Source organism: Gordonia otitidis NBRC 100426, assembly GCF_000248075.1.
In the GTDB taxonomy this organism is placed as follows: Bacteria; Actinomycetota; Actinomycetes; order Mycobacteriales; family Mycobacteriaceae; genus Gordonia; species Gordonia otitidis.
On record NZ_BAFB01000116.1, the window covers coordinates 1 to 13,595 of the forward strand.

Genomic DNA, 13,595 nt, shown 5'->3' on the forward strand with positions numbered 1-13,595 from the left:
CCGATCTCGATCGGCTCGCCGATCGGCTGGAACGGACCATCGGCACCGCGACAGCGCGGACGACGGTGACCGCTGCCGGTTGCGACGAGGTGTCGACCAGCGTCGCCAACTCTTTTACCAGTGTTGCGAGAGCATTCGACGACGATGCGGCGACCGGTGTACTGGAACTGCGCAAACTCGCGGCCACGCTGCGACTCCAGGCGACACGCGTCGTCGACGTCGACGACGCAGCCGCCGGCGGACTGCGCACCTGAACCCGCCGACAGCTGGCTGCGCACCTCTCGCGAGGCGCGCTGCACACTCATTCGTCATCGCGGATTGCCCCTGCCATCGAGAAAGGAGACTGCAGTGACCGGTTTCACCGGTGTCGTATGGCACGCACGTACCACCGACCGACTCGCCGCCGATCTCGCCTCCGGTGTGGGCCCCGCATCTCTGGTGGACGCAGGTGTCGCCTGGGCAGTCGTCGCCGCGGAGGTGGCCGAAGTTGCTGTCGATTACGTGGATGTGCTCGATCGCATCCGAAACTCGTGGCAGTCGACGAATGCGCACGCCGCGCTCGATCAGCTCGAGACACTGGGTCGCTGGATGAGCGATGTCGCGGAGGACGCGACGGTGAATGCGGTACGCGCAGAGGAACAGAGTGCAGCGGCGGCCGTTGCCCGGTTGTCGATGCCCGCCACCGCGGAGGTCGAGCTCGTCGACGGACTTCACGACCTCGCGCGGTCGGTGAGTGCCGTCGCACCGGTGATCAGTGGTGCCGCAGCTCATGCCGAGCGCGCTCGACACGATCAGCGTATGCGTGCGGCTCGCGTGATGGAGGCCTACGAACAGGCGGCGACACCGGCGGCTCGACAGTGGCACTTCGAGCATCGGGCACCGTTGCTGGTCTCCGACGCAGCCCTGCACGCCGAGCGGGCGACGGCTGCGGGGTCGAACGGCATATCCGACCGTGCGGGCCGGAGTACTCCTCAGTCCGCAGCGTCTGCGGTGGTGGACGGGGGAGTCGTCCCCGTCGTGCCTCCCGGGATTCCGTCACAGATCAGGACCGGATATGCCGCCACCACACTCGCTTCTGCAACGCAGGCTGTCGTCCCCGCAGCGGCAGCGCATGCGCAACCCCTCAAGCCGCCGGAGCCGACACCACCACCCCTGGCGTCGATGGCCGGTGCGACACACGACCACCGTGCCGCGCCGCGGGCGAGCGCGATCCCACGGGAGGTCGCGACCGAGGAAAGCACATGCTGCGCGAGCATCACCCGCGATCTACCAGCGACGTGGGCCGACCTCGGCGTGGCTGCGACATCGCGAGTGGAGCTGACCGTCGACATCGAATCCGGCTCGCCGACAATCGATCCCGCATATCTCGACCAGGCGCTCCGGTTGGGGGAGGTGCCCACCCGATGATCTGGACGGCTGCGCGCGGAGGGCAAGTGGAGGTGGCGACGCTCCGTCGAGTGGGTGCGAGGCTCGGGGTCGCCTGTTGGCCGGTGGTTCTGGACATGCTCGAGGTCGACGACGACGCGTATCGCGCGAGTCGCACGGACGCTGCGGCCGACGTGCGGATCGCCGAACTCGGAATCATCGACGACGTCGACGATCCCGTCCCGTGGCTCGCGGCGGCGCTGCGGGTTCTCGGCTGTCCCGATCATGAACTCGAGATCCGGACTTTCACCGAATCCGGCGCGATACGTGCATGTCTCGCGACCCGCGGCGACGAACACGCGTTCGCGGTGCGAATCGACGACACCGTCGAGATCAGCGTCGTGGAACTCCGCGACGTCGCGGACGTTTGCGCGGTGGTTCGTAAACACTGCACACGAATGACGGACAACGGGTCGGGTGATTCGGAGAGTCGTCCTAGCGCGGCTCTCCGGTTCGCTGCGCTTGCATGTCCGTGTGACGAGCTCGCCGATCGGCTCGGGCGGTGTCGGCGCACAGACGATGTCACGCACGCACTCACGCGCTTGGGTATGTCGTCGGCCGACGCGGGGACGGTGGCACGCGCCCTCTCCGACGTCGTTCGACGGACGGAGATCGTCGCTGTCTCCCACCGTGACGGCCTGCACACCCAGTCCCCAGGCGCACTCGGCATCATCGACACCTCCCGAGGTCGAATTGTCGCCGGGCCCAGTAGATCTCCCGACGGCAGGGTGTGGACCACGCTGTCGCCGGGATCGGGTCACCGTATCGGGCAGGCTGTCGGTCTGCTCATCGAGACCCTTCCCGACGGTACGTGGTTCCGGTGAGTGCCGGGCACATCGTCGGGGACACGACACCGGAACCGATTCCGGCCGTCGTGAACACCATCGGTATCTGATCCGCGGATACCGCACGGCACCGTGAGTCGGTGCTCGACCACAGGAGGATTCCAGATGCTCAATCTCGGTGACGGCGGCGCAGGCGCGGTCAAGGTCGATGTCGAATCGGCAATGGCCACCACCAAGTCGGTGGCCGGAATCGTCGGCGACATGCAGGAGACCATCGGACGTATCGCGCGTGCGTCCTCGAACGGCGCGGCCACGTGGCAGGGCAAGGCGTCGACGGCCTTCACGGACACCCACGCCGATTGGAACTCATCCGCGTTGGTGCTGCACAACGCACTCGACGACATCCGCAACAAGCTCAGCAGCGGCTTCGCGGGCTACGAGGACAACGACGGACAGATCGCAGGCGGGTTCCAACCCGGGGGCGTACGCCTCTGAGTGTCACAGCCACCGAGTCGTCCATTCGCAATCAATTCATCCGCAATCAATTCATCCGCAACCACAATCATTCTCAATCATGTTCACGCACAAGCCTATTCACGCTCGACGCCTCAGGGCTCGAGCCCGTCAGAACGGAATCCGGTCATGGGACACATCGAATACAACTTCGCCAGCCTCGGGGACCTCAGCGGCAACCTCCAGGCCGAGTTCGGTCGTCTGAGCGACCTCGCCGACGAACTCAAGCGCCAGGTGCACTCGCTCGACTCGAGTTGGTCGTCCACGACGGCCAAGGTGGCCTACGAAGAGGCACAGGCGAACTGGGATCGTGTCTTCCTCCAGTCACGCGATCACCTGCTCGGACTGCACCGGGGGGTGCAGAACGCCTCGAACACCATGTCGGAACTCGACGGAGCGATCGGGCGTGGTTTCGGCTCGATCTGAGCCAGGAGTCCGGCTGCTCGCGGTGTGGGTCGTTCGGGAGGAACACCCACACCGCGGCACGGGTCCTCGTCGGTCGTAGCGGCGCATGTCGGTGAGGTCATCGGCCGCTGCGGCCGTCGGTTAGAGTCATCGGACGCGCAGTCGATGGGAGGACACTGGTGTCGGCCGAAGGTTCCAAGAAGGCGATTCTCGCGGCACTCGCCGCCAACGCAGGCATCGCAGTGGCCAAGTTCGTCGGCTTCGCGATCACGGGATCGTCGTCGATGCTCGCCGAAGGTGTGCACTCGGTGGCCGACACCAGCAATCAGGGGCTGTTGTTGCTCGGTCAGAAGCGGGCGAGTCAGGAAGCCGATCAACTGCATCCGTTCGGCTACGGGCGCGCGCGGTACTTCTATTCGTTCGTCGTGGCGCTCGTGATCTTCACGCTTGGTTCGATGTTCGCAATCTACGAAGGCATCGAAAAGATTACCCACGCACACGATCACGGGCTCGAATCACCGATCGTCGCGATCGTGATCCTGCTCGTGGCCATCTGCCTGGAGGGTTACAGTTTCACCACCGCGTTGCGGGAATCGCGGCCACTCAAGGGCCGTGCGTCGTGGTGGCGGTTCATCCGCACTTCGCGGAACCCGGAGCTTCCGGTTGTGTTGCTCGAAGACAGCGGTGCGCTGGTCGGCCTGCTCCTGGCACTGCTCGGCGTCGGCCTGACCATGCTCACCGGCAACGCGGTGTGGGATGGTGTCGGCACGCTTGCCATCGGGGTCCTGCTCGGTGTGATCGCCATCGTGCTGATCGTCGAGATGAAGAGCCTCCTCATCGGGGAGGGTGCGACAGTGGACGAGGAAATCGCGTTGCGCGGTGCGCTCGAATCCGACGGAGTCGACCGCGTGATCCACATGAAGACCCAGTATCTCGGGCCCGACGAACTCCTCGTTGCGGCCAAGATCGCGGTCCCCGCGGACACCGACCTCGTCGACGTCGCCCGGATCATCGACAATGCGGAGTCTCGGATTCGTACGGTCGTACCACAAGCTCGGATCATCTACCTCGAGCCGGATCTCGACCGGGGCACGCAGCCCCCGCGTACCGACACGTCTTCGCGTTAGTCCCTCACGCCACCGCCATTGTCGGTAGCGTGTGAATCCGCGATGACCGGAACCCTGGTTGCGCGAGCACGCCGTCGAGTCGGGGGATCACAAGTCGCTCCCACTCCGCATCGGTCGAGCACACGGACGATGTGTCGGCGTGTTGATCCGACACTTGCTGACCAGACATGCAGGGAGAACCGCTGATGGCCAACGCATTCACGCGTACGAAGTCCGTCGAGCAGTCGATGGCAGACACCGACGAACCCGACCACAGGCTTCGCAAGGACCTGACGTGGCGGGACCTCATCGTCTTCGGCGTGTCGGTGGTGATCGGCGCCGGTATCTTCACGATCACTGTGTCGACCGCGGGCGACAAAGCGGGTCCAGCGATCTCACTGTCGTTCGTGATGGCTGCCATCACCTGTGCGCTGGCCGCCCTCTGCTACGCGGAGTTCGCATCGACGGTCCCCGTCGCGGGGTCCGCCTACACCTTCGGCTACGCCACCTTCGGTGAGTTCCTCGCCTGGATTCTGGGATGGGACCTGATCCTCGAGTTCGCGGTCGGTGCGGCAGTGGTGTCGAAGGGGTGGTCGAGCTACCTCGGAAGCGTGTTCGGGTTCTCCGGCGGCACAGTCGACGTGGGATCACACACCATCGACTGGGGCGCGATCCTCATCGTTGCCGCCGTGACAACGCTGCTCGCGCTCGGGACAAAGCTCTCATCCCGCGTCAGCGCAGTGATCACGGCCATCAAGGTCGGCGTCGTTCTGCTCGTCATCATCGTCGGCTTCTTCTACGTCAAGACCGCCAACTACACCCCGTTCGTGCCTCCGGCAGAACATGCGGCAGGGGACAAGGCGTCCGTGGATTCGACGCTGTTCTCGCTGATGACCGGCGGTGGCGACACGTCCTACGGTTGGTACGGCGTTCTCGCGGCCGCCTCGATCGTGTTCTTCGCGTTCATCGGATTCGACGTCGTCGCCACCACGGCGGAGGAGACACGTAACCCCCGCAGGGACGTTCCGCGCGGCATTCTCGGCTCTCTGTTGATCGTCACCGTGCTCTATGTGCTGGTGACCATCGTCGTCACCGGTATGGCCAACTACAAGCAGCTGGCCAGCAGCGGAGGCGACTCGAAGAACCTCGCCGACGTGTTCGCACTGAACGGTGTCACCTGGGCGGAGAAGGTGATCGCCGTCGGAGCACTCGCCGGCCTGACGACGGTCGTCATGGTGCTGATGCTCGGTCAGTCGCGCGTTGCCTTCGCGATGTGCCGTGACGGGCTTCTCCCGCGCGGCCTGGCCAAGACCAACCCGCAGTTCGGAACGCCTGCACGGTTGACGGTGCTGATCGGCGTCGTCGTCGCCGTCGTCGCGGGATTCTTCCCGATCAACAAACTCGAGGAAATGGTCAACGTCGGCACACTGTTTGCCTTCATCGTCGTCGCCGCCGGTGTGCTCGTGCTGCGCAGGACCCGACCCGATCTCCCGCGCGGATTCACCGTTCCCGGCGGACCGATCATCCCCGTGCTCGCGATCCTCGCGTGTCTGTGGCTCATGTTGAACCTGTCGGCGCTGACGTGGATTCGATTCGTCATCTGGATGGTCATCGGCGTGCTGCTGTATCTGCTCTACGGAATGCGGCACTCCATGGTCGGTCGTCGGGAGCGCGGAGAGGTCAAGGGCGTCACCGACAACGCGACGCCGAACGGGTCGACTTCCGGAGAATCGGGAGAGACCGCCGAGGCGGCGTCTTCCGGTGACGCGCCACGCGGCGACGACCCGACGTCCCGAGCCTGAACGCCGGGCGCCGCTGCGCGCACGCGCCGACGATCCCTCGCTCGGTGGGGGGGTTGGACCACGCAGCCGCGGGTGGCCAGCCTCCGCCTACCGGTCAGGGTTAGATAGCCTCGTGGGTGGAACAACTCACTGCGCGCATCGCGCGCACGCACGGATGGGCCGAGGCGAGCCGCGGGCCCACCACCCTCACATACGCGGGTTCTCGAGGACGAGTGCCTCGGACGACGCCATCACGGACAAGGGGATGACATGACCATGGTGCAGAACGACGCACCGCAGGTGGACACCAAGAACGGCATCGATTTCAAGGTTGCCGACTTGTCGCTGGCCGAGTTCGGCCGCAAGGAGATCGGGCTCGCCGAGCACGAGATGCCAGGCCTGATGTCACTGCGCCGGGAGTACGCCGACGTGCAGCCGCTCAAGGGTGCGCGCATCTCGGGTTCTCTGCACATGACCGTGCAGACCGCAGTACTGATCGAGACCCTCGTTTCGCTCGGCGCGCAGGTGCGCTGGGCGTCGTGCAACATCTTCTCCACGCAGGACCACGCTGCCGCCGCAATCGTCGTCGGCCCGCACGGCACCGTCGACGAGCCCAAGGGTGTGCCCGTCTTCGCGTGGAAGGGCGAGACCCTCGAGGAGTACTGGTGGGCTGCAGAACAAATGCTCACCTGGCCCGATGAGCCGGCCAACATGATCCTCGACGACGGTGGCGACGCCACGATGCTGGTGCTGCGTGGCGCACAGTTCGAGCAGGCAGGTGTGGTGCCGCCCGCAGAAGACGACGATCCGGCCGAGTACAAGGTGTTCCTCGAGTTGCTGCGCAACAGTTTCGCCGAGGACAAGACGAAGTGGACCACGATCGCCGAGTCGGTCAAGGGTGTCACCGAGGAGACCACCACCGGTGTTCTCCGGCTCTACCAGTTCGCGGCGGCGGGTGAGCTCGCATTCCCGGCCATCAACGTCAACGACTCGGTCACCAAGAGCAAGTTCGACAACAAATACGGCACCCGCCATTCGCTGATCGACGGCATCAACCGAGGCACCGACGTACTGATCGGCGGCAAAAAGGTCTTGATCTGTGGCTACGGCGACGTCGGCAAGGGATGCGCGGAATCGCTCGCAGGTCAGGGTGCTCGTGTGCAGGTCACCGAGATCGACCCGATCAATGCGTTGCAGGCTCTCATGGATGGTTTCGACGTCGTCACCGTCGAACAGGCGATCGGCGACGCCGACATCGTCGTGACGTCGACGGGCAACAAGGACATCATCCTGCTCGAGCACATGAAGAAGATGAAGAACCAGGCCATCCTGGGCAACATCGGGCACTTCGACAACGAGATCGACATGGCAGGCCTGGAGAACTCCGGTGCGAAGCGGATCAACATCAAGCCGCAGGTCGATCAGTGGGTGTTCGACGACGGTTCGTCGATCATCGTGCTGAGCGAGGGGCGACTGCTGAACCTCGGCAACGCGACCGGTCACCCGTCATTCGTGATGAGCAACAGCTTCTCCAACCAGGTGATCGCGCAGATCGAGCTGTGGACGAAGAACGACGAATACGACAACGAGGTCTACCGGCTGCCCAAGCATCTCGACGAGAAGGTCGCGAAGATCCACGTCGAAGCGCTCGGCGGCACTCTGACCAAGCTCACCAAGGAGCAGGCCGAGTACATCAACGTCGACGTCGAGGGGCCGTACAAGCCTGAGCACTACCGCTACTGAGCGGCCGTTGCCACTGGTTTCAGGCGATCACGAGTAGGGGGTGTGGGCGACAGTGTCGCCCACACCCCCTACTCGTGTGATCCGTTCTCGACAGCCGGACGTCTCAACACCCCAGGTTTTCTCGACCCCGGTGTTTTTCGACCCCGGTGTTTTTCGACCCCACCGTATCTCGATCTATGTGCTGTACGAGGGTTGGGCGTTCGGGCAGAAGTACCACGTGCCCTGCTCGTTGCTGAACGATGCCTTGTCGGTGGTGGTCCGCGAGGTCTGACTGCAGTCGGTCAGGTGGGTTTCCACGAGCGACTGCGCGACGTCGCCGCTGACCTGTACGCCTGAGACATTGTCGAGCACCACGGTGCCCGGTGCCCGGGGCGCACGGACCTGGTTGCGCAGACCCGTGCACGTGGCGGCTTTGATCTGGTTGAGGTCGCGGGAGTTGTAGGCGTCGATGTAGCGCTGCATCGCTGCCCGAACCGCTGCGGTCTGAGTTGCGTCGGCGGAAGCTCCCGACGGGTCGTCGTCTCCCTGACCCTGCTGCCCCTGCCCTTGCTGACCGGGACCGTCAGGTGCCGTCTCGCCGGTGTCGCTTGGGGCCGCGGTGGTGGTCGCGACGTTCGACGAGGAGTCGGCGACTGCCGACGACAATGCGACGAGCAGGACGGCGCCGAGGGCCACGATCGCGACGACACCTGCGGCGATGCCCGCGATCAGGAGACGGTTGGGTGTCGACCTACTGGTCTGCATGTGCACGAACGGTGAATCCCATCCCGGCAGCTGTCCGGACTGCTGCGGCGAAACGGGGTAGTGCGGCGTCTGGTAGTGCGGCGCGCGGACGTGCGGTGGTGGCGGAGCTGGGTAGGGTGCCTGCGACGACCCGGGATGAGGTGGCGCTTGCCGAGAGGGCGCCGCCCCCGGATGGGGAGGTGTTTCGGCATACCGCGCTGCGTCTGGCCGCGGGGCGGGCCGCTGGCCCCCATCGCCCTCGACGGGCCCGGTCTGCGTCGGGTACTGGCCCTGCATGGGCGTGCCGCGTCCCTGTGGGGGCGGGTAAGTCATGTCGCTCCTTGGCAGACGGTGTCAGTCGAGGTCGAGTTCGAGGTCGAGGTTAGCGAAGAGGTGACGGAATCCGACGCCGCGGTCATTCGGGAATGAGACGCGCCGCAAGGCGCGCAGGTTCCGTCGAATCCAAGGAATCCGTGCCGACTTCGATCCAGGGTGTCATCCAGTTCTGTGCGGCCAATTGCCGGTACACGGCATCGACGCGCGACTGCAGCTCGTCGTCGCGTTCGTAGGCGTCGCGCTGTCGGGAGGGGTCCGACGCCGCGCGTGCTCGCGCCCGCTCCATCGCGACGCTCGCGGGTACACCGAGGAGTACTTGCTTGTCGGGGACCGGGACGTCGAATCTGCCGAACTCGAGGTCGGCGACCCATCGCACGACATCACCTGCGGCATCCTGTTGCAACCGACCCGCGCTGTAGGCGGCATTCGACGCGACGTAACGGTCGAGGATCACGACGTCGACGTCGGCTACCGCCGCACGGATCTGCGCGGCGGCATCTGCGCGGTCGAGCGCGAACAGCAGTGCCATCGCATTCACGCTCGAGCGCAGGTCACCGTGTTCGCCGTGTAGGGCCTCCGCGGCGACGTCGGCGTAGACGGATGCCCCGTATCGCGGAAACGTGAAGGTCGCCACCGAGGCGCCGCGGCGCGCCAGGTCGTCGACCAATCCCGTCACCAACGTGTTCTTTCCCGCACCGTCCAAGCCCTCGATCGCGATCAGCACACCCACGCATGGTAGGCGGCGCGTCGGTGCGAATGCGCGAATCGCGCGTCGGCGCGTCAATCACGACGGTTCGATCACAGAAGTGTCACCATTGAAGCCATGAAGCCTCGCATCCTCGTAGTCGACGACGACGCCGCGCTCGCCGAGATGCTGACAATCGTGTTGCGCGGCGAAGGTTTCGAACCTTTCGTCGTCTCCGACGGAACTCAGGCGTTGACCGCGGTTCGAGAGGTTCGCCCCGACCTCGTCCTCCTCGATCTCATGCTTCCCGGCATGAACGGGATCGACGTCTGTCGGGTGCTGCGCGCCGACTCGGGTGTGCCGATCGTGATGCTGACCGCGAAGTCCGACACCGTCGACGTCGTGCTCGGACTCGAGTCCGGTGCAGACGACTACATGGTCAAGCCGTTCAAGCCGAAGGAACTCGTCGCACGCGTGCGCGCCCGCCTACGCCGCAATGACGAGGAACCCGCGGAACTGTTGTCGATCGGACCCGTCGAGATCGACGTGCCCGCACACAAGGTCACGCGTGACGGGGTGCCCATCTCGTTGACCCCGCTCGAGTTCGATCTGTTGGTTGCCCTCGCCCGTAAGCCGCGACAGGTGTTCACCCGTGATGTGCTGCTCGAGCAGGTGTGGGGCTACCGCCATCCGGCGGACACTAGACTCGTCAACGTGCATGTCCAGCGTCTGCGCGCCAAGGTCGAGACAGACCCGGAGAATCCCGAGGTCGTCCTGACGGTGAGGGGGGTCGGCTACAAGGCCGGCCCGCCGTGATCGGTCGTTCCCGACGTCGCGTCAACAGCACGCTCGGCCGATTCACCCGGGCGGCAGGCGCCATCGGCCACAGGTTCGGCCGCATCTGGCGACGTTCCTTGCAGCTGCGCGTCGTCGTGTCGACGCTCGCGCTGTCCTTCGTGGTTCTGCTGATCCTCGGTTTTGTCCTGATGAGCCAGATCACCGACCGTCTGCTCGAAGTGAAACTGGGCGCTGCGACCGAGGAGGTCGAGCGCGCTCGCGTCGCCGTCGAACGTGACCTCGCCAGCGGCGACGGCAACACGTCGGTGCAGAACCGGCTTCGGCAGACGCGTTCACTGTTGACCGACCGCGACGTTGACACCAGCCAGACGTCGGGGACCGTCGGCACCTTCGACAGCGTGCTCATCGTCCCGAGGTCGGGCAGTGACGGCTCACAGTTCGGGGTCGGACCGATCTCGGAGATCCCGCGCAATCTGCGCGACATGGTGCAGGGCGGTCAGGTCGCCTACCAGTACTCGCGGGTGACGGACGGTGCGGGCGGATCGATTCCGGCACTCGTCATCGGAACTCCCACCAACTCGTCGGTGCCGGGACTCGAGCTCTACCTGGTGTTTCCGCTCACGACCGAGCAGAACACAGTCGATCTGGTTCGCGGCACCCTGCTCACAGGTGGCGTGGTGCTGCTCGGACTGCTCGCCGCCATCGCGTGGCTGGTGTCCCGGCAGGCGGTGATGCCGCTGCGATCGGCGTCGAGAATTGCCGTACGCTTCGCCGACGGGCGCCTCAAGGAACGTATGCCGGTGCGGGGCGAGGACGACATGGCGCGATTGGCCATGTCGTTCAACGACATGGCCGAGAGCCTGTCCAAACAGATCACGCACCTCGAGGAGTTCGGCGGGCTGCAGCGGCAGTTCACCTCGGACGTCAGCCACGAGCTGCGTACCCCGCTGACCACTGTCCGTATGGCCAGTGACGTCCTCTACGAAGGCCGTGAGGACCTCGACCCCGTCCGCAAGCGTTCCGTCGAACTACTCGACAAGGAACTCGACCGTTTCGAGACGTTGCTCAACGAACTCCTCGAGATCTCCCGACACGATGCGGGTATGGCCGAACTCGCCGCTGAACGGATGGACATGGCGATTCCGATCGACGGTGCGCTCGCGACGGTGTCGCATCTCGCCGCGGACACCGGCACCGAGATCATTCTCGACCTCCCGGCCGAGCCGGTCATCGCGGAGATCGATCCGCGACGCGTCGAACGCATCCTGCGCAATCTGCTCGCCAACGCCATCGACCACGGCGAACGCAAACCCGTCACACTCACCATGCGCTCCGACGGCGACGCTGTGGCGATCACGGTCCGCGACCAGGGCATCGGGCTACGGCCGGGCGAGGAGAAGCTGGTGTTCAACCGTTTCTGGCGGTCGGATCCGTCCAGGTTCCGACGGTCGGGCGGCACGGGCCTCGGTCTGGCGATCAGCATCGAGGACGCCAGGCTGCATCAGGGTCGCCTCGATGCGTGGGGCGAACCGGGTAAGGGTGCGTGCTTCCGGCTGACGATCCCGCTGGTGCGCGGACACAAGGTTCTCGGTAGTCCGCTACCGCTCAAACCGGTCGGTCAGTCGGTTCGCAGTCTGCCGCAGAAGGCGTCGAAACCGAGCGCGTCCAGACCCGACGAGACCAGTGGCTCCGACGAGACCAGTGGCTCCGACGAGGAGCGCTCGCCGTCGGCGACCGCTGAGCTCCCGAGCGCCGGCGGGGGCGGCGAACCGGACGCCGCGACGAGTCCCGGTCCGGCGTCGGAGATCTCCGACGCCGACGATGGGGGGTCGCGGTGAGTGCGTACACCGGAGGTGCGTTGTCCGTCGTCGGGAGGGCGACACACCCGGAGTCGCACCGGCGACGAGGTGCTCGGCGCCTCGCCGCACTGATCGGCGTGCTCGTGACCGCGATCGTGCTCGCGGCGTGTGGCGGTGTGCCGGACAATTCGTCGCCACAGCCCATCGAGTCGTTCAAACGGGAGGGGCCGACCAACGCGGTTCCCGTTCCGCAGTCCGACATGGACCCCGAGGCACTGGTGCGGGCATTCCTGGAGGCGACGGCGTCGCCGACCGACGGACACGCCGCTGCACGTCGGTTCCTCACCAAGCCGTCGTCGGAACAGTGGGACGAGCGAGGCGACTCGATCATCCTCGACGAGATCAACACGTTCGTCGACCAGCGCAGCCAGAACTCGGTGCGTATGCGACTGGTCGGCGACAACGTGGCAGTGCTCAAGTCGAACAGTCAACTGCTGCCTGCCAGCGGGCGCGTCGAGACGACCATCAGCCTCGTCCGCGACGGCGACCAATGGCTCATCGACGGCCCGCTGCCGAATGGTGCGATGATCGACAGGAGTCGATTCGTCGCGACCTACAGGTCGGTGTCGTTGTACTTCACCGATCGCACACATCAGCATCTGGTGTCCGACCCGCGCTGGTTCTACGGCAATCAGGACGCCGACCCGACGATCCTGCTGAACAGGCTGATCGCCGGACCCGCCGAGGACCTCGCCTCGGCTGTCGACAACGGCTTTCCGTCCGGCTCGGCGCTCCGCGGTCAAGCCGCACAGATTTCGGGCGGCGGTGTGCGCGTCGAACTCACCGGACTGGGCACGCTGGGCGTGCGCGACCGGACGTCACTGGCCGCACAGATCATCTGGACCCTGAATGCCGCAGACATCGGCGGGCCGTATGTGATCAATGCCGACGGCGCTCCACTCATCCCGGAACGGAGCGCAGGCTGGCAGCCCGCCGACGTGAAGTCGTTCGATCCGCTCTCGACGCCAAGCACCGACGTCGGTCTCAACATCGTCCGCGACGGTGCGCTGCTCAAGGTCACCGACACCGGGACCACCCCGTCGGGCGGTGACCTCGGCACCAGCCGTGACGTGCGGTCTGCCTCGATCTCGTCGGACGGCGACGCGGTGGCGGCGGTCGTCGCGGCGCGGGGCGGGGCAGGTCTGCAACTCGTGTCTGGACAATACGGCGGCCAGGTGTCCGAACTGGCCTCGGGGACGTCGATCACACGTCCGTCGTTCTCGGGCGCACACGAGAACGACACAGTGTGGGCGGTGATCGACGGTAAACCCGTGCGCGCGGTGCGGGACTCACAGAACTCGAGCGAGGTCGTGTCGACGGTCGATGCGTCCTCGCTCGCCACGGTTGCTCGTGGACCGATCACCGAACTCCAGGTGTCTCCCGACGGCGTCCGTGTCGCACTGATCGTCGGCGGTCAGGTGGTGCTCGCGGTCATA

The 13,595-nt window shown here is 65.6% G+C and carries 13 protein-coding genes; 11 read left to right on the forward strand and 2 right to left on the reverse strand.

Annotation, left to right across the window (positions count from 1 at the left end; all coding sequences use genetic code 11):
- From GOOTI_RS12095 to ahcY, 8 genes are all read left to right on the forward strand, one after another.
- Positions 1 to 254: PE domain-containing protein (locus GOOTI_RS12095; RefSeq protein ID WP_007238879.1), on the forward strand; the 254-nt coding region annotated here is incomplete at its 5' end.
- 94 nt (positions 255 to 348) lie between these two features.
- Positions 349 to 1,407: a PPE domain-containing protein gene (locus GOOTI_RS12100; RefSeq protein ID WP_007238880.1), complete on the forward strand. Its 1,059-nt coding sequence runs from the start codon at positions 349 to 351 to the stop codon at positions 1,405 to 1,407.
- On the forward strand, positions 1,404 to 2,249 hold the full coding sequence (locus GOOTI_RS12105) for an ESX secretion-associated protein EspG (RefSeq protein WP_007238881.1): 846 nt from the start codon (positions 1,404 to 1,406) through the stop codon (positions 2,247 to 2,249). The genes GOOTI_RS12100 and GOOTI_RS12105 overlap by 4 nt, the downstream gene beginning before the upstream one ends.
- 126 nt (positions 2,250 to 2,375) lie before the next feature.
- On the forward strand, positions 2,376 to 2,705 hold the full coding sequence (locus GOOTI_RS12110; protein WP_007238882.1) for a WXG100 family type VII secretion target: 330 nt from the start codon (positions 2,376 to 2,378) through the stop codon (positions 2,703 to 2,705).
- 147 nt (positions 2,706 to 2,852) lie between these two features.
- Entirely contained in the window at positions 2,853 to 3,149 is a 297-nt protein-coding gene (locus tag GOOTI_RS12115) for a WXG100 family type VII secretion target (protein WP_007238883.1), read from the forward strand.
- Between the two features lie 158 nt (positions 3,150 to 3,307).
- Complete coding sequence (locus tag GOOTI_RS12120; protein ID WP_007238884.1) at positions 3,308 to 4,255, forward strand: cation diffusion facilitator family transporter; 948 nt, start codon at positions 3,308 to 3,310, stop codon at positions 4,253 to 4,255.
- 185 nt (positions 4,256 to 4,440) lie between these two features.
- Positions 4,441 to 6,036: an APC family permease gene (locus GOOTI_RS12125; RefSeq protein ID WP_083835909.1), complete on the forward strand. Its 1,596-nt coding sequence runs from the start codon at positions 4,441 to 4,443 to the stop codon at positions 6,034 to 6,036.
- Between the two features lie 249 nt (positions 6,037 to 6,285).
- Positions 6,286 to 7,758, forward strand: a complete 1,473-nt coding sequence (gene ahcY / locus GOOTI_RS12130; protein WP_007238886.1) for an adenosylhomocysteinase — start codon at positions 6,286 to 6,288, stop codon at positions 7,756 to 7,758.
- A 174-nt stretch (positions 7,759 to 7,932) separates the two neighbouring features.
- On the opposite strand, the gene GOOTI_RS12135 is transcribed toward ahcY, so the two are convergent.
- Entirely contained in the window at positions 7,933 to 8,814 is an 882-nt protein-coding gene (locus tag GOOTI_RS12135; protein ID WP_007238887.1) for an Rv0361 family membrane protein, read from the reverse strand.
- Between the two features lie 82 nt (positions 8,815 to 8,896).
- The gene (locus GOOTI_RS12140) at positions 8,897 to 9,547 is read right to left on the reverse strand and encodes a dTMP kinase (protein WP_039994022.1); all 651 of its coding nucleotides are present in this window, start codon (positions 9,545 to 9,547) and stop codon (positions 8,897 to 8,899) included.
- Positions 9,548 to 9,640: 93 nt separating this feature from the next.
- On the opposite strand from GOOTI_RS12140, the gene mtrA reads away from it, so the two are divergent.
- From mtrA to GOOTI_RS12155, 3 genes are all read left to right on the forward strand, one after another.
- A complete protein-coding gene (mtrA, locus tag GOOTI_RS12145; RefSeq protein ID WP_005170551.1) occupies positions 9,641 to 10,318 on the forward strand; it encodes an MtrAB system response regulator MtrA in 678 nt (225 codons plus the stop codon).
- On the forward strand, positions 10,315 to 12,138 hold the full coding sequence (mtrB, locus tag GOOTI_RS12150; RefSeq protein WP_007238889.1) for an MtrAB system histidine kinase MtrB: 1,824 nt from the start codon (positions 10,315 to 10,317) through the stop codon (positions 12,136 to 12,138). The genes mtrA and mtrB overlap by 4 nt, the downstream gene beginning before the upstream one ends.
- Positions 12,139 to 12,158: 20 nt before the next feature.
- Positions 12,159 to 13,595 (forward strand): LpqB family beta-propeller domain-containing protein (locus GOOTI_RS12155; RefSeq protein ID WP_039994025.1); only part of this gene is annotated, 1,437 nt, incomplete at its 3' end.